Below are 17,903 nucleotides of genomic sequence, written 5' to 3' on the forward strand. Positions count from 1 at the left end.
ACAACGCCTCCGGCCCCGGAGCCGCGTGGGGAACCGGGCCGGCACACCCCGCCCGGCCGCCCTCGCCCGCCGTCCCCCACGACCGCCGGGCACGCGGCCGCACGCCTTCGCGCGGTGGCTCGCCCAGGAGGGCGTCCTGCTCGAACCGAACCCGTGACAGAGGAGCCCCGGCCCGAGGGCGGGCCGGGGCTCACGGACGCGGAGCGAGGGTCACGCGGGCGTTCCGCCGCCCGGGAAGCGGCGCTGCTCGCCGTCGGCGGTGGGGGTGCCGCCGCCGGGGAACCGGGCCGCGTCGGTCGCGGTGGGAGTGCCGCCGCCCGGGAACCGGGCCGCCTCGGTGACGGCCGGTGTGCCGCCTCCCGGGAACTTCCGGAAGGCCGCGACGGCGGCCGCGATGAGCGCCTTCGCTGTGGTGCGGAGAGCGGACTTGGCCTGGGGCATGTCGGTCCTCCAGGTGGTGGGAGCGGCCGGGCGGCCGTACGGACATACCCCAGTGTGCTCAGGGGTCTGTCCCAGGCGCCTGATCCCCAGGTCCCACCTGTGTCCCGGCTTGACCGCACGGCATGACCGCCCGGACGAGGGTGCCCGCACCCGTGTCGACCAGCTCGGCCCGCTCGGCCATCGAGCAGAGTCCGACGCCCTCGCCGCGCTCCGCCGGGATGCCGTCGCCGTTGTCGCGGACCTCGACGGTGACCGCCTCGCCGGCCAGGACCACCGTGGCCTCGGCCCGGTCGGCGTGCGCGTGCCGGACCGTGTTGTTGAGCGCCTCGGCCGCGATGCGGTACACGGCGACCTCCACCGCCGCCGGGAGCCGGGGGAACGGCTCGGGCGCAGCCCCACCGTGATGCGCACCGTGCGGCCCAGTTGCTCGGCGAGCCGCTCCAGGGCCCGCGGCAGGTCGGCGGTGTCGAGGGCGGCCGGGGCCAGGCCGCCGGTTGTCCTGCGCAGCTCGTCGATGGCCCGGCCGATGCCCTCGGAGACGGCCGTCAGCGACCGCAGGGCCTTGGGCTCGGTCGGTATGGCCGACCTGACCGCGTCGACCTGGAGCCGCAGCCCCGAGAGCGCCGGACCGAGACCGTCGTGCAGGTCGTGCCGCAGGCGCCGCCGCTCCTCCTCCCGGGCCGGCACGATCTGCTCGCGGCTGGTCTGGAGCTCCTCGTAGAGCCGAAGGGAGGCGACGGCGGGTGCGCTGTGGTCGGCGAGGAGGCGCACCGCCTCCCGGTCCTGGTGGTCGAGGGCGAGCTCGCCGTGGCGCGGCGGGACCAGGAGCTGCCCGATGACGTCTCCCTGGTACACGAGCGGGACGGGCGGAGCCGCGCCGCCGAGGCGCGCCACTGCGTGAGCAGCATCCCCGTGCCGGTGCTGCGGGGCATCGGCCGCCCGGGCTTCTCCCCGGCCTTCGAATCCGCCGTCCGGGTCGTCGAGTTCGAGAAGACCTGCAAGGCGGGCTGGCAGGCCGAACGGCGCTTCTGGGAGGACGACCCGAGCTGCGTCTACGGAGGCAGCAGCTGGACCTCCCACCCCATCACGCAGATCTGGTAACCGTCCACCGGCTACTTCTCCACCAAGGGCACCCTCACCGGCGCCTACAACTTCGCCGCGGACGCCGCGCACTTCGGCGCCCTGCCCGTCGCCGAGCGGCTCGCCCTGGCCCGCGCGGGCGGCGCCGAACTCCACCCCGAGTTCGCGGACTGCACCCTCGTCCCCCAGGACAAGGGCATCACCATCGCCTGGCACAAGGTCCCGTACCAGCTCGGCGGCTGGCCCGAATGGGACCCGGCGCGCGAGGACCACCGCACGGTCTACCACCGGCTGCTCCAGCCCGAGGGCGGGGACGTCTTCTACGTCACCGGCGACCAGATCTCCCCCCTGCCCGGCTGGCAGGAGGGAGCCATGATGTCGGCCCAGTACGTCACCCAGCAGATCCTGGGCGTCATGCCCCGCACCGTACGGGAGGTGGTCGCGGTCCCGGACTCCGTCGCCCTCACACAGGGACTCGTCTAACACCCCGGGACCCGTCTGACACCCCGGGATCAGTACCGGAGCAGGCCCGCGTCGATCCGCTCCCAGGCGGACCGCAGTTCGGCGAGCCGGGTCCCTTCGGACCGTGCCCGGTCCGCCTGCTCGCGGGAGTCCTCCGCCAGGTGGAAGAGCTGGTCGCGGCCGGACCTGCCCTGGTAGTACTTCCAGTCGCCGCGCCGCAGCGCCCGCTCGCCGCGCACCCGCCAGAACAGGTCCCGCTCGGGCACCTCGGCGCCGCGCAGCAGATGCCCGGCGAGGCTGGTGCCGTCGAGGGGGTACGCGGGGTGGGGGCGGGCCCCGGCCAGGTCGAGCAGGGTCGCCGTCCAGTCGGGCGAGAACACCGGCAGGTCGCTGACCTGGCCGCCGTCGATCCGGGCGGGCCAGCGCAGGATCGAGGGGACGCGGATGCCGCCCTCCTGGAGCGAGCCCTTGTTGCCGGCGAGCGGCCAGTTGTAGGAGAACCGCTCGCCGCCGTTGTCGCTGCCGAAGAAGACGAGGGTGTCCTGCTCCTGACCGGACCGCTTCAGCGCCTTGAGGACCTGCCCGACGGAGCGGTCGAGGTCCTCCACCATCTCCTTGTACTTCTCCACGGAGCCGCCGTCCTGGTGCCAGAGGGCGGACCCGTCGCCGGCCTTGATGCGGCGGACGATCTCGTCGCTCGCCTCCTTGTCGCCATCCGCGATCCAGGGCCAGTGCGGAGTGGTGAAGTTCAGGTTGAGCAGCCAGGGATTCTCGTGGTCGCGGGCGATGTACTCGCTCGCCCGCTCGGTGAGGATCCGGGTGTAGTAGCGCAGGTCCTTGTACTCGGCGTCGCCCTCGTAGAGGTCGTACTCGCCGCCGAGGCCCAGCTTGGAGTAGTACTCCAGGGCCCCGCCGAAGTTGCCGAAGAACTCGTCCCAGCCGGAGCGGGTGGGGGAGTAGTCGGGCAGGTAGCCGCAGTGCCACTTGCCGATGAGGGCGGTCGCGTAGCCGGAGTCGCGGAGCAGCGAGGCGAGCGTGGGGTGGGTGGGCTCCAGGCCGACGGACCGGTCGGCGATCGGCTCGGCGAGGCCGCCCTTCGTACGGCCCGGGTAGCGGCCGGTGTAGAGGCTGAAGCGGGTGGGGGAGCAGGTCGCGGAGCCGGAGTAGGCGTCGGTGAAGCGGACGCCCTCGCGGGCGAGCCGGTCCAGGTGGGGCGTGCGGATGTGCGGGGAGCCGTACGCGGAGAGGTCGGCCCAGCCGAGGTCGTCGCCCAGGATGAACAGGATGTTGGGGCGCCGCGAGTGGCGGCGCGGCTGCGCGGCCCGGAACGGACGCTCCTGCGCGTCGGTCGCGGGGACCGCCTGTGCGGCGGGCGCGGCGGCGCCGAGGGCGGCCGCGGCTGCGGCGCCGGCGGCGATCCCGCCGAGGGCACGGCGGGACAGGGGCGTGGACATACGGGTCTCCAGAAGGGCGTGCGGACGTGCGGGCATGCCTCCGCGGGCCCGGAGGGCGGGGGACGGTGCCGCGGGCGGGCGTGCGGAGGAGCGTGGCGGGTACGGCGGGGTGAGCGGATCCGGCCGTCAGGGGCAGCGACAGACCGCGCCGGCGATGCGGACGAGGTCCACGTGGCGGCGTCGGACGAGGGCGACCGAGCGGTCACGCGAGGGCTGCATGGGGCACGAGTCTTGCCCGGCCGGGAGGGGGCGTCAACGGCGAACGCCCTGGTCGACGCGCGTAGTTCGCATGATCGAAACGCTCGCGACACGGGGAGCCGTGCTCCGCGCCGACGGCGCGGCCGGACGGGCCGCCGGGCCGTCGCCCGACGTCCGTCCGGGGGAGAGCCGCGTGCGGTGCCGGATGTCCGGCACCGCACGCGGGTCAGGAGGGTGCCGCGTCTGGAGGTGTGCAGGGTCAGGTGGTGTGCAGCGTCAGGCCGTAGCGGCCGAGGATCTCGTTGACCGGCTGGAACCAGGTCTCGCCGCCGGACGAGCAGTTCCCCCAGCCGCCGGAGGTGACGCCCTGCGCCTGGTCGCCGCTGAGGAACGACCCACCCGAGTCGCCGCCCTCGGCGCAGACACTGGTCTTCGTCATCTGGTGCACGGCGCCCTGGCTGTAGTTGACCGTCTCGTTCTTCGCGAGGACGGTCCCGCAGTGCCAGTGGGTCGTCGACCCCGACCGGCAGATCGACGCGCCCACCGGCGCCTCGGCGGAGCCCCGCACCAGCTGGTCGGGGACGGTGCCCCAGCCCAGCACCACCGGGACCGTCCACCAGCCGCTGTGGATGCCGACGTACGCGTAGTCGTCGCCGGGGAACGACGAGCCCTGGAAGGTGCCCATCGCGGACCCGTCCCAGCCGCGCACCGCGGCCCCCGCCTGTCCGCAGTGCCCCGCCGTGACGAAGCCGCCGTACACGGAGAAGCCGATCGAGCAGCGGACGTTGCCGGTGTAGTACGGGTCGCCGCCGACGGTGCCCGCGGCGTACGTGCGCGGCGCCCCGGTCGTCTCGGCGACGGTGACGGGGCCGCCGGCCCGCGCCCGGTCCACGAAGGCCCGTACGGCGGGAGTCCCGCGCTCGGCCCGTACGACCGTGACGACGACGCTGTCGGACCGGGGGTCGACGTGCCAGCCGGCGACACCGGCGGGTGCGTCGAGCGCGTCCAGGCGCGCCGCGGCACGGCCGAGCGCGGCGGCGCCGTACCGCACCAGGCGGGTGTCGGCGCCCAGCGCGCGGACCTCCGACTCCCGGGCGGGGTCGGTCACGGCGACGACGAGCCGACCGGTGGCCGGGTCGAACCACGAGCCGCCGTACGCGCTGCCCGCGGCCCGCCGGGCGGCCTGCTCCACGGCCGCGGCCGTCTTCTCGGCGCGCAGCCGCTCCTCCGCCTGGGAGGCGGTGAGCCCGAGGTCCCGCCGCATGGCGTCGAGCAGTCCGGCCGAGGCGGCGGGCGCGGTGACGGAAGGCTCCGGGGGCGGGGCGGCGTCCGCCGCGCCGGCGGCGGCACCGAGTCCGACCGTCATGAGCAGCGCGGCGAGGGCGGCGCGCAGGGGGGTGGTGCGTTTCACGAGTCCTCCTGGGGTGGGGAGTCGAACGCTTGAGAGCGCTCTCAAGAGCGCCGTGCGTCACGCTAACGTCCTTTGATTGTCAGGTCCAGACCAAAAACGGCCTTGGCGTGCCGACCCCTCCGCCGTGATCACCGGCCCCGTCAGAAGCGGCGGGTGCCAGCCGCTCACCGACGAGGTCTACGGGAGGAAACAGTGATGACCGCGACGCGCTGCGACCGACGGATGTACGCGGTGATGAACGACCGCCGGGCGGCGGCCTACGCCACCGCGACCCGGCGCCGCCTTCTGGTGGGGGCACACGTCGCCCTCACCGCCACCGGAGTGGGTGGCGGCGTCGGCGCCTACGGGGTCCTGACGGACGCGCCCCTGCGGGCGGCCGTGACCCCGGTCCTCGTCGGCGTGCTCGCCGTGCACTGGATGATGCCGCTGTGGGTGGCGGGGCTGCGGGTCCAGGACGACCTGGGCGACGACGCCGGCGACGAGTCCTGAGACGCGCCGCGGTCAGACCGCGCGGGGGGCGGCCTGCTTCGCGGCGGTGACGAAGATACGGATCAGGTCGTGGTCCTTGACGCCCGGGGCGGACTCGACGCCGCTGGACACGTCGACGCCCCAGGGCCGCGCCTTCCCGATCGCCTCGGCGACGTTGTGCGGTGCGAGCCCGCCCGCGAGCAGCCACGCGCCCTCGGGGCGGGCCGATTCGAGCAGCGACAGGTCCCACGGCTCGCCGGAACCCGCGCGGGGGGAGTCGAGAAGGAGGACCTCCTCGCCGTAGGCGCCGACACGCGTGTCGGGCCGGTCGCTCAAGGACGTCGCCCGCCACAGCCGCGGGAACACCGCTGCGGCGGCCGCGAAGTCCTCCTCGCCGTACGCGGTTCCGTGCAGCTGGAGGGCGCCGAAGCCGAGCTCGGCGGCGATGCGGGCGGCCTCGACGGCAGGGGTGTCGTTGACCACGAGGACGGACAGGACGCCCGGCGGAACGTGCGCGGCGAGGCGCACCGCCTGGTCCCGGTCGAGCCCGCGCACACTGGTACCGCTGATCACCAGGCCGACCGCGTCCGCGCCGGCGGCGACGGCCACATCGATGTCGGCGGTGGTCCCGAGCCCGCACACCTTGACGAACACGTGTCTCTCCTCTGCTGAACCCGGCGCGGCACCCCGAGCCTACCGACCCCCGGCCGGCCGCCGCCCGCCGCCCGCCGCCCGGCGCATGGCCGGAGCGGTCGCACGGCACCTGCCGAATCCGACCACGCCGCCCGCGCCCGCGTCACCTCGGTCGGCACCGGCGCCCGACCCCCTACGCGGCGCCTTCCGAGGCGAGCCAGGACCGCCAGACGTGGCGCGTGTTCGGTACGCCGGGACGGTCGAGGAGCCACAGCACGTAGCCCGCGTGGACCCGGGCCCAGGGGTTGTCCGACCGGGCCGCCCCGCCGAGTCGCCGCCGCAGGTCCTCGCCGTCGAGGGCCCGGGCCATGCGGACGTACTCGCGGTCCTTGCACCGGTGGGCCCGCCGGACCACGATCTCGACGAGGTGGGTGAGCCGGGCGCGCACCGCGTCGTCGTGGACGGGGACCGCCAGGCGGCGGATGAGGGACTGTTTCGTCGACCAGCACTTCGCGTGCTCCGTCCATTCCCGCGGGTATCGCGCCTCCCACTCCAGGAAGAGAAGCGCGTACGGCAGTCCCGGCCACGCGGTGACGTCCGCCCCGACGGGCTGCGCCCACAGTCCGCCGGGGAGGGTGTGGTCGACGAGGTGTGCGTACTCCTCACGTGCCTTCTTGAAGGCCGACTCCCTGAACTGCTCCTCCGGCCCCAGCGGCAACGTCAGATACCAGAGCTCATTGGACCGCTCCAGGGCCTGGTCCGCCTTCTCGGAGGCCCTGTCGAGGTGACGGAGCGCCGCTGCCCTGGTGGCGGGGTCGTCCGCTATGAGACCGAACGCCCACCCCAGTCGGGCGTCCCACGCCCGGGCGTCGTCGTCGCCCGGCGTCGCATCCTTCGTCATGCCGGGGATCATCTCGCGGCACCCCCGTCCACGGCACTGTGACGACGGCCATGCTGAAGCGGTCCTCCCGGACCCGGCCCCGTCAGTCCCGAGGGACGCGCGGCGTCGGGCGGGTCCCGTCGAGCCGCTCCGCGCGAGGGCCCTCCACCGGGGGACGCGCGACGTCTCCCGCCGCGCCCAGGCCGGCCAGCAGGCGCAGCCCGTCCTCCGAGGGGCTGCCCGGGAGAGCGGACAGCACCAGCAGCTCCGTTCCCGACTCGTCGGGCAACGCGAAGTTCTCCTGGTGCAGTTCGAGGAGTCCGACCAGCGGGTGCCGGTACGCCTTGCGGCCGTGCGTGCGGGCGCGGACGTCCGCGCGGGCCCACAGACGGCGGAACCGTTCGCTGCCCATCGCCAGCTCGCCGATGAGCGAGGCCAGGCGCGGGTCGTCGGGATGCTTCCCGGCGGCCAGGCGCAGGTGCCCGACGACATCGAGGGTGCACGTCTCCCAGTCCGCGTAGAGCCCGCGCTCGGCCTCTTCGAGGAAGATGTGCCGTGCGGTGTTCAGGCCGGGAATCGGCCGCCCGTACAGAAGATGGGCGAGACGGTTGCCGGCCAGGACGTCCAGACGGTGGTTCATGATCAGCGCGGGCGCGTCGGTGACCAGGTCGAGCATCCGCAGCAGCTCGGGCCGGAGGCGCCCGCCCGGAGTCCTCGCGGGTCGCCGGCGCTGCCGCGCGAGCCGGTACAGGTGCCCGCGTTCCGTCTCGTCGAGTCCGAGGACTCGCGCGAGCGCGTCGAGGACCTGCTCCGAGGGCTGTGTGGCCCGCCCCTGCTCCAGGCGTACGTAGTAGTCGACGCTCACACCGGACAGGTGCGCGACCTCTTCGCGACGCAGCCCCGCGACCCGGCGCCGGCTGTCGGTGGGGATGCCGACCGCCACCGGATCGACCCGGGAGCGCCGGGTCCGCAGAAATCCCGCGAGATCGTCCATGCCCTCCAGTATGGCCGCGGCGAGGCCCGCGAAGGTGGCCCTGCCAGTACCAGGAAGCCCGGTCCTACGGAAGCGGCGCCCCTGAACAACTGCGGCCACGGGGCCCAGGATCGAAGACATCCGATCCGAAGGAGTCCCTATGAAGACGCTCATCGTCCACGCCCACCCGGAGCCGAGGTCGCTCAACAGCTCGCTGAAGGACCTCGCGGTGTCCACGCTGGAGTCCGCCGGACACGAGGTGCGCGTGAGCGATCTGTACGCGATGGGCTGGAAGGCGGTCGTGGACGCGGAGGACTACGGCCCCGCCGCCTCCACCCCCCTGAGGGTCGCCCTCGACTCGGGCCGCGCCTTCGAGGCCGGGACGCTCACCCCGGACGTCCTGGCCGAGCAGGAGAAGCTGCTGTGGGCCGACACGATCATCTTCCAGTTCCCGCTGTGGTGGTACTCGATGCCCGCGATCCTCAAGGGCTGGGTGGACCGCGTCTTCACCTACCGTTTCGCGTACGGCGTCGGCGAGCACAGCGACACCAAGTACGGCGAGCGCTTCGGCGAGGGCACCCTGGCCGGGAAGCGGGCCCTGCTGTCGGTGACCGTCGGCGGCCCGGAGTCGCACTACGCCGCCCGCGGGATCAACGGTCCCATCGACGACCTGCTGTTCCCGATCCAGCACGGCATCCTCTACTACCCCGGCGTCGACGTCCTGCCCCCGTTCGTCCTGCACGGCACCGACCGCATGTCCGAAGAGGACTACGCCACCGTCGCCAAGGCGTGGGAGGAGCGCCTCCTCAGCCTGGAGTCGACCGAGCCGATCGCGTTCCGGCGGCAGAACTTCGGCGACTACGAGATCCCCTCGCTGCACCTGAAGGAGGGCCTGGAGCCGACGGGCCGCACGGGGTTCGGGCTGCACGTACGCGCCTGACGCGACCGAGGGAGCGGCCGCCGAGCGAGCGGTGCCCGCCCCCGGCCGAGGAGCGGTGCCCGCCCCCGGCCGAGGAGCGGTGCCCGCCCCCGCCGTGGGTAGCCTGACCGCCATGAAGGTGGGAACAGAGGAGACCCGGCTCGTCGTCCTGCGGGGCAACAGCGCCTCGGGGAAGTCGTCCGTCGCGGCCGGCCTGCGCGAGAGGTTCGGCCGCGGCCTGGCCCTCGTCGGCCAGGACAACCTCCGCCGCGTCGTCCTGCGCGAGCGCGACCGGCCCGGCGCCGCGAACATCGGCCTCATCGACCTGACGGCCCGCTACGCGCTGGACGCCGGCTACCACGTCGTAGTAGAAGGCATCCTCCACGCCGACCACTACGGCGACATGCTCGGCCGGCTGAGCGCCGACCACCGCGGCCGGACCCATGCCTACTACCTGGACGTGCCCTTCCGTGAAACCCTCGCCCGGCACGCCACGAAGCCGATCGCCGACGACGTGGACGAGGCACAGCTGCGCGACTGGTACCGGCCCGGTGACCTGCTGCCCGGCGGGCTCGAGACCGTCATCGGAGCCGACAGCGGCCTGGAAGAGACCGTGGACCGGCTCATGATCGAGACGGGCCTGGCCCTCCTGCCCGCCCTCGACCGCTGATCCGGCGAAAGTCGTTCCCCGTTGCCTGTCACATTCCCCTCCGCGGCTCCGTCAGAGCAGTGAGACGCCGGCGAGAGCGCCGGCGCCGCTCACCGAACGGAAGACGGAGACCCCCATGACGAACGACGCCGCTGCCTCGATCTCCCGCATGCCGAACCCGGGCGAGTTCGTGCCCGAGCTGGCCGACGTCAGTGCCGCGCTGTTCCGCGCCACCGGCAACCGGTCCGTACCCCGCACGACGATCAACCTGATCCACCTGCGGGCGGGACAGATCGTCCACAACACGTACCTCACCATCCTGAACACGAGCTTCCTGCGGAAGGCCGGGGAGTCCGACGAGCGGATCACCGCGGTCTCCTCCTGGCAGGACGCCCCGTACTTCACCCCCGCCGAGCGGGCCGCCCTCGCGCTCGTCGAGGCCACCCTCCAGCCCGCCCCGCACGGCCGCGAGCGCGTCACCGACGAGGTGTACGCGGAGGCCGCCCGGCACTACGACGACAAGGCGCTCGCCACGCTGACGATCGCGATCGGCCAGATCAACTTCTTCATCGCCCTGGCCCTGATCGGCAAGCCCCAGCCCGTCGAGTCCCTGTCCGACCAGCAGTGGGACTGAGCTCGCCTACCGGCGGCTGGGTTTCGGACTGCGTGGGATCGCGGATCTCGTCGACGACCCGGCCACCGACGCGGTCGCGCACCCGCACAGGCTCCGCGGCCTGCTGGGGGACCTGCGCGACCGCGCCACCGCCATGGTGATGGCCATCGACAGGGAGCTGGAGGCACGCGCAAGGGGGATCAGTACGACACCGGAGGAGCAACCGAAGGTGTTCGGGCCGCAGTTGTACGAGACCATCGGATCGGCCTACCCGTCGACGCGGCGCACCGACCCGCGGATCGCCGCGCGGGTCCGGGAGGCGCTCGGGGACGCGCGGACGGTACTGAACGTGGGCGCCGGAACGGGCTCGTACGAGCCCCCGGACCGCGACGTGACCGCCGTCGAACCGTCCGCCGTCATGCGGGCGCCGCGTCCGGCGGGCGCGGCGCCGTGCGTGGCCGCCGAGGCGGAGAACCCCCCTTTCGAGGACCAGTCGTTCGATTCGGCGCCGGCGTTCAGCACCGTTCACCACTGGCAGGACCCGATCGCCGGGCTGCGCGAACTGCGGCGCGTGGCCCGGCGGGTGGTGGTGTTCACGCACGACGACAGCGAGACGGGCCGGCTGAACCGGTTCTGGCTCAGCCGCGACTACCTCCCCGAGGTCGGAGACCTACACCGAGTCGGGCCGGAGGCCGAACGGCGCGCGGTGGACGCGCTGCGCGAGGACGTCGCCTCGGGCCGCTGGGCGGAACGGAACCGCCAGCTCACAGCCCTCGACGCCGCCGAACTCGGCCTCCGCCTCCTGGTGACCTGAACCCGCATCCGAACCCGGAACACCAGGCGCCCCCGCACCGGAACACTCCGCGGCGGGGGCGCCGTGACCGTTCAGCGATCAAGCGCCGCGTCCAGGGTCATCGCGGCGGTGATCAGTGCGAGGTGGGTGAAGGCCTGGGGGAAGTTGCCCAGTTGTTCGCCGGTCGGGCCGACCTCCTCCGCGAACAGTCCGACATGGTTGGCATAGGTGAGCATCTTGTCGAAGGCGTACCGGGCCTGCTCCAGGCGGCCCGCGCGCGCGAGGGCGTCCACGTACAGGAAGCTGCACAGGGAGAAGGTGCCCTCGGAGCCCCGCAGCCCGTCGGGGGAGGCGGCCGGGTCGTAGCGGTAGACCAGGCTGTCGGAGACGAGCTCGTCGTCCATCGCGTCCAGGGTGGACAGCCAGCGCGGGTCGCGCGGCGCGATGAAGCCGGCGATCGGCATCAGCAGCAGTGAGGCGTCCAGTACGTCACTGCCGTAGTGCTGCACGAACGCGTTGCGCTCCGTGGACCAGCCGCGCTCCATCACCTGGTGCAGCACCGCGTCCCGGGCGGCGGTCCAGCGCGGCAGGTCGGCGGGGCGGCTGAGCTCCGTGGCCATCCGTACGGCGCGGTCGAACGCGACCCAGCACATCAGCCGGCTGTACGTGAAGTCCTGGCGCCCGCCCCGGGTCTCCCAGATGCCCTCGTCCGGGCGGTCCCAGTGGTCGCACAACCAGTCCACCGTGGCGGCGAACCGCAGCCAGCCGTCATAGCCGGCCAGCTGCGCCAGGCCGCGGGCCTGCGCGAAGGCGAAGACGGCCTCGCCGTAGATGTCGAGCTGGAGCTGGTCGGCGGCACCGTTGCCGGCGCGGACGGGCGCCGACCCGCGCCACCCCTCCAGATGGTCGAGCACCTCCTCGTGCAGGTGCGGGTCGCCGTCCACCCGGTACATGATCTGCAACGGCTCGCCGCTGACCGTGCCACCGGCCTGGAGCCGGGCGCCCAGCCAGCGGCGGAAGGCGTCCGCCTCCTCGGTGAAGCCCAGGTCGACCATGGCGCGCACCGACAGCGACGCGTCCCGGATCCAGGTGTAGCGGTAGTCCCAGTTGCGTTCGCCGCCGACCTGCTCGGGCAGGCCCATGGTGGCTGCGGCGACCGGCGCGCCCGACGGTGCGTACGTGAGCAGCTTCAGGGTGATCGCCGAGCGGTTGACCTGCTGCTGCCAGCGTCCGCGGTACCCGCAACGGCTGATCCACTCGTGCCAGAAGGCGCGCACGGAGTCGAAGGCCGCCGTCAGGCTCGCCTCGTCCGCCGGCGTGGGCGCCTCGGCGCCGGACGCGGCCACGGTGAGCACGGCCGCCGCCCGCTGACCGGCACTCAGCTCCACCTCCGCCCGGACGTCCTCACCGTCACGCTCCAGGGCGACGGCGCCCAGCACCTGGAGGTGTGCGGCGGCCGTGGCGCCGGTGAAGTGCGCGGTGGTGCCGTCGAGGACCAGCCCGTGGGCCTCCCTGCCGTAGTCGAACCGCGGCCGGCACTCCAGCGCGAAGCGGACCGTGCCCCGCACCACCCGCAGGACCCGCACCAGGGTGTGACGGTCCGAGGCCGCGGTCGGGTCGTCGGCGAGCGGCATGAAGTCGGCGACCTCGCCGACCCCGTCGGGCGTCAGGAAGCGGGTGAGCAGCACCGCGGTGTCGGCCAGGTACAGCTGGCGAACGGTCGTGCCCGGCGTGTCGACGGTGATCGAGAAATGACCGCCGCGCTCGCTGTCGAGCAGCCTGCCGAAGACGCTGGGCGAGTCGAACCGCGGCGAGCAGAACCAGTCCACGACCCCTTCGGAGGAGACCAGCGCACACGTCTGCAGGTCTCCGATGAGTCCGTGGTCGGCGATCGGCGGGTAGCGGTGCATCGGCGGCGTCCTCGCGGGCTCGGTCGGCGGAAGGCGGTCCTCGTACCCACCCTCCGACGGCACGGCGCTCCGGGCCATCGGACCTGCGCCGAACAGGCCTTCCTGAGCCACGGTCAGGTCGACTGCGGTGCCGACGGGATTCGAACCCGCGGACGGATGGGGGGCAGGCCCGCCCCGTCACCGTCAGTCGCCGTGAGCGGAGCCTCGCTCACGGCGATCGCAAGGGGCCCCTCTGCCACGGCACCGCGGCCTGCGGGGACGCGCGCCCCGCTCCGGGTGAGGGTAGGGGCGTCGCCGGCTCCGGTCGAGTGGTGATCCGGGGGCACGGCCTCGCACAACGCACGGACACCGCCCGGAGGCGTCGGTACAGTGGCGCGATGACCGACTCCTGGCCCACGAGCGCCCCCGGAGTGCTGCGGCTGCCCTCCGGGCGTCTGGTGCGCGGGCGCGGTCTGCGGCGGCCCCTGCCCGAGGGGCCCGACCCCACCTTCGCCGTCCATCTGCTCGGGCGCCGGCCGCCCGAGGTCCCGTGGCCGTCGGTCTGGCTCCGCTGGCCCGACTTCCGGCTGCCGGCAGATCGTGCCGAGGCGCGCGAGGTCCTCGCCGAGGCCTGGGGGAGGGCGGCCGGTGAGCGCGTCGAGTTCGCCTGCGGCGGCGGGCGGGGCCGTACCGGCACCGCCCTCGCCTGCCTCGCCGTGCTCGACGGGGTCCCGCCCGCCGAAGCCGTGGCCTACGTCCGCCGCCACTACGACCGCCACGCCGTCGAGACGCCCTGGCAGCGCCGTTACGTGCGCGCCTTCACCCCCGCCTGAACGGCACGGTCCCCGGGGACCACGAGCCCACGGCCTCGGCGACGCGGATCACGCGTGCGCCACCGCCGCGCGGCACTCACCAGGACGGTCCACGTCCGGATGGAGGCCCCCACGTGGGGCATGTGGCTGCTCAACCTCGTGTACGCCCCGCTGCTCCTCGGGGGTCCGCTCGGCCGCCGTCACCCGTGCACTACTACCGGCGCCGCACGCCCACGCCGTCCGCCCGGCCGGCCGGGGACGGCCTGCGCTCGGCCGGGGTGAGGCCGCGCAGGGACCACAGTCCGTACGCGGCGAGCAAGGGCTTGAGCAGCGTCCACTCCCCGAGGCGGTAGTCGTCCGCCCGGACGAGCCTGTCGGCGAGATCGGGCCGCTGGCGGCGCAGGTACGCGCGTGCCTTGAGCGCGTGCGCCGGCTGGGACACGATCACGATCTGCCGGGCGTCCTCGATGAGCGGCACCACGTGCGTGATGTTCTCCCAGGTGTTCCTGGACCGGTCCTCGACGAGCACGCGTCCCGTGTAGTGGAGCGTCGACCGGGCGTGGTCGGCCATCAGCCTCGCCTCGGCGATGTCGTTGCCCACCGGTCCACCGCTGAAGACGACCACGGTGCCGGGCCCGGCACCGGTGCCGACGGAGCGGAGCCCGGCACGGACCCGCCACCGGTTGACGAAGTTGATCGACTCGGACGGGTTGCGGTAGCCGAGCACGACCACGGCTCTGGAACCGTCACGGTCGGCGTTGACCAGTGTCTTCGACCAGCGCCGGTTCAACCACTCGCCCCAGACCAGGAGAGCGGCCCCGGCGGCCGGCAACGTCCACGCTCGCATGCCGAACGATCCTAGGCCCTGTCGTCAAACTCCCGTCGTCGCCCGCGGGGCAGGCGGGAGTTTGACGACAGGGCCTAGGGGACCGACCACGACGGTGTGGCCCGTGGGAACGCGCAGGAATTGCAGGGCCCTGCCGAACGGGCGACGCTGAGAATCCACAGCGTGAAGGGGAGCAGCCGGCAATGGGCAATCTGGTCGTGGTCGGGGTGGACGGCTCGTCGATGAGTCTCGCCGCCGTGGAAGCAGCCGCCGACGCGGCGGTACGGCGCGGTGCGCGGCTGCGGGTGGTGCACGCGGACGTCCCGGTCAAGCCCCGGCACACGGTGCCGGACCCGGCCTCCAGAACACTGGTCGACGCAGCGGCGGCGCACGCCCTGGAGGTCGTGCCCGGGGTCGTGGTGACCAAGGCCGTGGTGAGGGGCGACGTGGTCCACGTGCTGGAAGCCGAGTCGGCGGAAGCGGACCTGATCGTCGTCGGCTCGCGTGGCATGGGCGGCATCAAAGGCCTTCTTCTCGGTTCCACGCCGGTCTCCCTGGCCGCCCGGAGTCACTGCCCGGTGATGACGGTACGAGAGGAACACCGGTCATCCGCCGCCGCGGGGCCGGTCGTTCTGGGCGTCGACGGCTCCCCGGACAGTGATCAGGCCGTCGACGTGGCCTTCGCCGAAGCGGCGCGGCGGCACGCCGAGCTCGTGGCGGTGCACGCGTGGCAGCCGGACAAGGCCGCGCCCGGCACGGGGCCCGAGTCCGCGGACCGCCTCCTGGCCCAGGTGATCGCCGGGCGCGCCGACACCTACCCGGACGTCGTCGCGCGGCGCGACGTGGTGGAAGGCACCGAGCGTGAGGTCCTCCTCGAGGCGAGCAAGGCGGCTCAGCTGCTCGTCGTCGGCGCCCGAGGGCGCAGCGCGATCGCGGGCCTGTTCCTGGGCTCGGTGAGCCAGGCCGTGATGACGCACGCGCACTGCCCTGTCGTCACCGTGCGCGGGACGGCGTGACGGCTCTGCCGTCGAAGGCTCGGGTTCCGGCCCGTCACTCCAGGAACGCCGGTGCCAGCGCCGCCGTCATGAGCCGCTTCGGCGCGCCCGAGCCGTCGGCCGGGACGCTGTAGAGGTCGGCGCCGTAGTCGCCCGGCAGGGAGTACGAGACGGTGTGGTCGTCGAGCCAGACGGCCTGGTCGTCGACGCTGCGGGGCTCGGCGAGAGCGGTCTCCCGCAGGGTGGCGAGGTCCAGGGCGTACTCGTGCCAGGGCGCGTCCGCGGGCGCGCCCGCGACGCGCTTCTTGTAGACGATCCTGGTCTCGTCGGGTGACAGCGAGGGGCACTCGACGTTCTGGTGGAGTGTCGTGACGGTACGGGCCGTCAGGTCGCCGCGCACCAGGTAGGTCCGGCCGCCGGTGGCCATGGTCGCGTAGAAGTGCCGGTCGTCGCGGGAGAAGGTGACGCCCCAGAAGTTGGTGTCGGCGGCGTGGTGCTCCTTGCCGTCCTTCAGTACCCGGAACTCCTCCAGGGACGTGGTGAGCCGGCCGGTCGTGGTGTCCAGGACGGCGGTACGGGTGGAGAAGCTCGCGCCGGCGTACGAGTCGCCGCCGACGAACACCGTCCACGCGACCAGCCGGCCGGACGGCGAGACCCGGGCGCGGGTCGGGATGCCCGGCAGCGCGTAGTGGGCGCGTTCCCTGAGCGCCGAGTCGAGGACGACCGCGCGGTACGTGTCGTCCACGGCGCCGCGCACGGCCTGGAGGCAGATGCCGGTACCGCCGGCCGCGTGGAAGCGCAGGCACTTCACCCCGGACGCGGTCCGCGGGCCGGTGGGGGAGCCGGCGGGCACGGTGACCAGCTCGTCGCGGTGCGGACCCCAGGCCATGTTGCGGAAGACGATCCGGCGGTCGGCACCGGCAGCGAGCGAGATCCGCCCGGATCCGATCGACGGACCGCCCGCCTGCGGTCGGTTCTTCTCGGCCGCCCGGTCGGCCGCGTGCAGTAGGGACGCGGCGGCCACGGCGCCGAGCACGGCGAGCGCCGCGAGCAGGACGAGCAGCTTGCCGCGCAGGGTCAGCGGGGTCATACGGGCTTTTCCTCCGAAACGGTCGCGGTGGGCGGGGTCGTGGCCGGGTCCGGGGGCGTGTCGTCGTGGCCGGTGGGCCGCAGGGCGAACGCCGCCGCACCGCACACCGCGAGCAGGGCCGCCGCCGCGCCGGTCGCCCAGCGGTCGCCCCACGCGGTCCAGGCCGCGCCGAAGGAGATCGAGCAGCCGAACCGGGCGAGTGCCTGCCCGGTCTGGATCAACGCGAGCCCGGACGAGCGGAGTTCGGCCGGAATGCGTCCGGCCGCCGCGGCCATCAGGACGCCGTCGGTCGCCGCGTAGAACCCGCCGTGCAGCGCGAGGACGAGGAAGGGGAGCGCCGGGCTCCGCCAGCCGCTGAGCAGTGCGACGTACACGAGCAGCAGGGCGACGTGGCCGCCCAGGAACATGCGGCGGCGACCGACCCGGTCGGCGAGCCGTCCGAGGGGGACGGCGAGCAGCAGGAAGGCGGCGGCGGTCCCGATCGGCAGCAGGGCGAACCACTGGTCGGTGACGCCGAGGCGTCGCTGCAGCAGCAGATAGACGAAGGAGTCGCTGATCGTCGCGAGCCCCAACAGCAGTGCGCACAGGGCGAGTCGGCGTACACCGGGGATCCGGAGCAGGCCGAGGGCTGCCTTGAGCGAGGCGCGCGGCGGTCCGTCGGCCGCCGTGGCTGTCACCTGGCGGGGGCGTGAGGGTACGAAGAGCAGCAGGACGAGCACGCCGGCCGCGGCCACGCAGAAGCTGACCGTGAACACGGCGTCGTAACCGTCCGTCGCCTGCCGGAGGATCAGAAAGGCGACCAGGGGGCCGATCAGCGCGCCCGCGGTGTCCATCGCGCGGTGCACGCCGAAGGCCCGCCCGCGCGACTCCTCGGGGGACGCCAGTGAGATCAGCGCGTCACGCGGCGCGGTCCGCAGGCCCTTGCCGGTGCGGTCGGCGGCCAGTACCGCGCCGATCATCGGCAGCGAACTCGCCAGGAGCAGCAGGGGTTTGCACAGCGCGGAGAGCCCGTAACCGATCGCCGCCACGGTCTTGTGCCGGCCACCGCGGTCGGCGAGATGGCCGCCGACGAGCCGGACGAGCGCGCTGAAACCGTTGTACACGCCGTCGAGCAGGCCGAAGCCGAGCGGCGACAGCCCCAGCCCGGCGACCAGGTAGAGCGGCAGCACGGCCGTGACCATCTCCGAGGACACGTCCGTGACGAGGCTGACGGTGCCGAGCGCGAGTACGGTCGGGGCGACGGCGGACCGCCGCCCGGGACCGAGGTCCCGGGCGGCGGCCGTCGCGGGGGTGCTGCGACTGTCCGCTACGTACACG

Annotated in this window: 19 protein-coding genes, 1 tRNA gene and 2 pseudogenes; 8 read left to right on the top strand and 14 right to left on the bottom strand. The window is 73.7% G+C overall.

Translation table 11 applies throughout. From position 1 onward, the window contains the following. Nucleotides 1-210 precede the first annotated feature (210 nt). The 3 genes and pseudogenes from ACN9MM_RS38005 to ACN9MM_RS38015 form a co-directional block, all read right to left on the bottom strand. Complete coding sequence (locus ACN9MM_RS38005; RefSeq protein WP_426368972.1) at nucleotides 211-441, bottom strand: hypothetical protein; 231 nt, start codon at nucleotides 439-441, stop codon at nucleotides 211-213. Nucleotides 442-499: 58 nt separating this feature from the next. Continuing rightward, entirely contained in the window at nucleotides 500-787 is a 288-nt protein-coding gene (locus tag ACN9MM_RS38010) for a sensor histidine kinase (RefSeq protein WP_426368374.1), read from the bottom strand. 182 nt (nucleotides 788-969) lie between these two features. Next, nucleotides 970-1,128: pseudogene (locus tag ACN9MM_RS38015) on the bottom strand (histidine kinase); the annotation flags it as partial. Here ACN9MM_RS38015 and ACN9MM_RS38020 point away from each other — a divergent pair. After that, nucleotides 1,081-1,542 (top strand): FAD-dependent oxidoreductase, encoded by a 462-nt coding sequence (locus ACN9MM_RS38020; RefSeq protein WP_426368375.1) that lies wholly within the window; start codon nucleotides 1,081-1,083, stop codon nucleotides 1,540-1,542. The pseudogene ACN9MM_RS38015 and the gene ACN9MM_RS38020 sit on opposite strands and share 48 nt — an antisense overlap. Before the next feature lie 491 nt (nucleotides 1,543-2,033). Here ACN9MM_RS38020 and ACN9MM_RS38025 read toward each other — a convergent pair whose 3' ends face one another. The 3 genes from ACN9MM_RS38025 to ACN9MM_RS38035 all read right to left on the bottom strand — a co-directional run bounded on the left by ACN9MM_RS38025 (nucleotide 2,034) and on the right by ACN9MM_RS38035 (nucleotide 5,046). Continuing rightward, a complete protein-coding gene (locus tag ACN9MM_RS38025) occupies nucleotides 2,034-3,437 on the bottom strand; it encodes a sulfatase family protein (RefSeq protein WP_426368376.1) in 1,404 nt (467 codons plus the stop codon). Nucleotides 3,438-3,563: 126 nt separating this feature from the next. Next, on the bottom strand, nucleotides 3,564-3,656 hold the full coding sequence (locus ACN9MM_RS38030) for a putative leader peptide (protein ID WP_426368377.1): 93 nt from the start codon (nucleotides 3,654-3,656) through the stop codon (nucleotides 3,564-3,566). A gap of 238 nt (nucleotides 3,657-3,894) precedes the next feature. Continuing rightward, nucleotides 3,895-5,046: a S1 family peptidase gene (locus tag ACN9MM_RS38035; RefSeq protein ID WP_426368378.1), complete on the bottom strand. Its 1,152-nt coding sequence runs from the start codon at nucleotides 5,044-5,046 to the stop codon at nucleotides 3,895-3,897. A 195-nt stretch (nucleotides 5,047-5,241) separates the two neighbouring features. Between ACN9MM_RS38035 and ACN9MM_RS38040 the strand changes: the two genes are divergently transcribed. Then, nucleotides 5,242-5,535, top strand: coding sequence for a hypothetical protein (locus ACN9MM_RS38040; RefSeq protein ID WP_426368379.1), 294 nt, complete (start codon nucleotides 5,242-5,244; stop codon nucleotides 5,533-5,535). 12 nt (nucleotides 5,536-5,547) lie between these two features. Here ACN9MM_RS38040 and ACN9MM_RS38045 read toward each other — a convergent pair whose 3' ends face one another. The 3 genes from ACN9MM_RS38045 to ACN9MM_RS38055 all read right to left on the bottom strand — a co-directional run bounded on the left by ACN9MM_RS38045 (nucleotide 5,548) and on the right by ACN9MM_RS38055 (nucleotide 8,021). Continuing rightward, nucleotides 5,548-6,168, bottom strand: coding sequence for a phosphoribosylanthranilate isomerase (locus ACN9MM_RS38045; protein ID WP_426368380.1), 621 nt, complete (start codon nucleotides 6,166-6,168; stop codon nucleotides 5,548-5,550). 172 nt (nucleotides 6,169-6,340) lie between these two features. Further along, the gene (locus ACN9MM_RS38050) at nucleotides 6,341-7,048 is read right to left on the bottom strand and encodes a hypothetical protein (protein ID WP_426368381.1); all 708 of its coding nucleotides are present in this window, start codon (nucleotides 7,046-7,048) and stop codon (nucleotides 6,341-6,343) included. Nucleotides 7,049-7,130: 82 nt separating this feature from the next. Further along, nucleotides 7,131-8,021 carry a helix-turn-helix transcriptional regulator gene (locus tag ACN9MM_RS38055; RefSeq protein WP_426368382.1) on the bottom strand — a complete coding sequence of 297 codons (891 nt, stop codon included), beginning with the start codon at nucleotides 8,019-8,021 and terminating at the stop codon, nucleotides 7,131-7,133. Nucleotides 8,022-8,160: 139 nt separating this feature from the next. Here ACN9MM_RS38055 and ACN9MM_RS38060 point away from each other — a divergent pair, with 139 nt between their 5' ends. The 4 genes and pseudogenes from ACN9MM_RS38060 to ACN9MM_RS38075 form a co-directional block, all read left to right on the top strand. Then, entirely contained in the window at nucleotides 8,161-8,940 is a 780-nt protein-coding gene (locus ACN9MM_RS38060; RefSeq protein ID WP_426368383.1) for an NAD(P)H-dependent oxidoreductase, read from the top strand. Between the two features lie 112 nt (nucleotides 8,941-9,052). Next, the gene (locus ACN9MM_RS38065) at nucleotides 9,053-9,589 is read left to right on the top strand and encodes an AAA family ATPase (RefSeq protein ID WP_426368384.1); all 537 of its coding nucleotides are present in this window, start codon (nucleotides 9,053-9,055) and stop codon (nucleotides 9,587-9,589) included. A 115-nt stretch (nucleotides 9,590-9,704) separates the two neighbouring features. Then, nucleotides 9,705-10,202, top strand: coding sequence for a carboxymuconolactone decarboxylase family protein (locus ACN9MM_RS38070; RefSeq protein ID WP_382862348.1), 498 nt, complete (start codon nucleotides 9,705-9,707; stop codon nucleotides 10,200-10,202). Nucleotide 10,203: 1 nt separating this feature from the next. Further along, nucleotides 10,204-10,995, top strand: a pseudogene (locus ACN9MM_RS38075) (class I SAM-dependent methyltransferase); the annotation flags it as partial. Between the two features lie 71 nt (nucleotides 10,996-11,066). On the opposite strand, the gene ACN9MM_RS38080 reads toward ACN9MM_RS38075, so the two are convergent. Beyond that, on the bottom strand, nucleotides 11,067-12,884 hold the full coding sequence (locus ACN9MM_RS38080; RefSeq protein WP_426368385.1) for a glycoside hydrolase family 15 protein: 1,818 nt from the start codon (nucleotides 12,882-12,884) through the stop codon (nucleotides 11,067-11,069). Between the two features lie 125 nt (nucleotides 12,885-13,009). Continuing rightward, nucleotides 13,010-13,129 (bottom strand) — tRNA-Arg (locus ACN9MM_RS38085). A 132-nt stretch (nucleotides 13,130-13,261) separates the two neighbouring features. Between ACN9MM_RS38085 and ACN9MM_RS38090 the strand changes: the two genes are divergently transcribed. Then, nucleotides 13,262-13,696 (top strand): protein-tyrosine phosphatase family protein, encoded by a 435-nt coding sequence (locus ACN9MM_RS38090; RefSeq protein WP_426368386.1) that lies wholly within the window; start codon nucleotides 13,262-13,264, stop codon nucleotides 13,694-13,696. A 193-nt stretch (nucleotides 13,697-13,889) separates the two neighbouring features. Here the strand turns inward: ACN9MM_RS38090 and ACN9MM_RS38095 are convergent, their stop codons facing one another. Beyond that, nucleotides 13,890-14,522, bottom strand: a complete 633-nt coding sequence (locus ACN9MM_RS38095; protein WP_426368387.1) for a YdcF family protein — start codon at nucleotides 14,520-14,522, stop codon at nucleotides 13,890-13,892. 182 nt (nucleotides 14,523-14,704) lie between these two features. On the opposite strand from ACN9MM_RS38095, the gene ACN9MM_RS38100 reads away from it, so the two are divergent. Beyond that, entirely contained in the window at nucleotides 14,705-15,517 is an 813-nt protein-coding gene (locus ACN9MM_RS38100; RefSeq protein WP_426368388.1) for a universal stress protein, read from the top strand. 34 nt (nucleotides 15,518-15,551) lie between these two features. Here the strand turns inward: ACN9MM_RS38100 and ACN9MM_RS38105 are convergent, their stop codons facing one another. Both ACN9MM_RS38105 and ACN9MM_RS38110 read right to left on the bottom strand, forming a co-directional pair. Next, nucleotides 15,552-16,586 carry a TolB-like translocation protein gene (locus ACN9MM_RS38105; RefSeq protein ID WP_426368389.1) on the bottom strand — a complete coding sequence of 345 codons (1,035 nt, stop codon included), beginning with the start codon at nucleotides 16,584-16,586 and terminating at the stop codon, nucleotides 15,552-15,554. Beyond that, on the bottom strand, nucleotides 16,583-17,902 hold the full coding sequence (locus ACN9MM_RS38110; RefSeq protein ID WP_426368390.1) for an MFS transporter: 1,320 nt from the start codon (nucleotides 17,900-17,902) through the stop codon (nucleotides 16,583-16,585). The genes ACN9MM_RS38105 and ACN9MM_RS38110 overlap by 4 nt, the downstream gene beginning before the upstream one ends. Nucleotide 17,903 lies beyond the last annotated feature (1 nt).

Origin of the sequence: Streptomyces sp. E-08 (assembly GCF_049913095.1) — a bacterium.
Lineage (GTDB): Bacteria > Actinomycetota > Actinomycetes > Streptomycetales > Streptomycetaceae > Streptomyces.

What these genes read in the sequence shown, in the direction of transcription:
- ACN9MM_RS38005 (WP_426368972.1), bottom strand. Translation starts at nt 441, where the DNA reads ATGCCCCAGGCCAAGTCCGCTCTCCGCACCACAGCGAAGGCGCTCATC.
- ACN9MM_RS38025 (WP_426368376.1), bottom strand. Translation starts at nt 3,437, where the DNA reads ATGTCCACGCCCCTGTCCCGCCGTGCCCTCGGCGGGATCGCCGCCGGC.
- ACN9MM_RS38030 (WP_426368377.1), bottom strand. Translation starts at nt 3,656, where the DNA reads ATGCAGCCCTCGCGTGACCGCTCGGTCGCCCTCGTCCGACGCCGCCAC.
- ACN9MM_RS38040 (WP_426368379.1), top strand. Translation starts at nt 5,242, where the DNA reads ATGACCGCGACGCGCTGCGACCGACGGATGTACGCGGTGATGAACGAC.
- ACN9MM_RS38050 (WP_426368381.1), bottom strand. Translation starts at nt 7,048, where the DNA reads ATGACGAAGGATGCGACGCCGGGCGACGACGACGCCCGGGCGTGGGAC.
- ACN9MM_RS38055 (WP_426368382.1), bottom strand. Translation starts at nt 8,021, where the DNA reads ATGGACGATCTCGCGGGATTTCTGCGGACCCGGCGCTCCCGGGTCGAT.
- ACN9MM_RS38060 (WP_426368383.1), top strand. Translation starts at nt 8,161, where the DNA reads ATGAAGACGCTCATCGTCCACGCCCACCCGGAGCCGAGGTCGCTCAAC.
- ACN9MM_RS38065 (WP_426368384.1), top strand. Translation starts at nt 9,053, where the DNA reads ATGAAGGTGGGAACAGAGGAGACCCGGCTCGTCGTCCTGCGGGGCAAC.
- ACN9MM_RS38070 (WP_382862348.1), top strand. Translation starts at nt 9,705, where the DNA reads ATGACGAACGACGCCGCTGCCTCGATCTCCCGCATGCCGAACCCGGGC.
- ACN9MM_RS38080 (WP_426368385.1), bottom strand. Translation starts at nt 12,884, where the DNA reads ATGCACCGCTACCCGCCGATCGCCGACCACGGACTCATCGGAGACCTG.
- ACN9MM_RS38090 (WP_426368386.1), top strand. Translation starts at nt 13,262, where the DNA reads ATGACCGACTCCTGGCCCACGAGCGCCCCCGGAGTGCTGCGGCTGCCC.
- ACN9MM_RS38095 (WP_426368387.1), bottom strand. Translation starts at nt 14,522, where the DNA reads ATGCGAGCGTGGACGTTGCCGGCCGCCGGGGCCGCTCTCCTGGTCTGG.
- ACN9MM_RS38100 (WP_426368388.1), top strand. Translation starts at nt 14,705, where the DNA reads ATGGGCAATCTGGTCGTGGTCGGGGTGGACGGCTCGTCGATGAGTCTC.
- ACN9MM_RS38105 (WP_426368389.1), bottom strand. Translation starts at nt 16,586, where the DNA reads ATGACCCCGCTGACCCTGCGCGGCAAGCTGCTCGTCCTGCTCGCGGCG.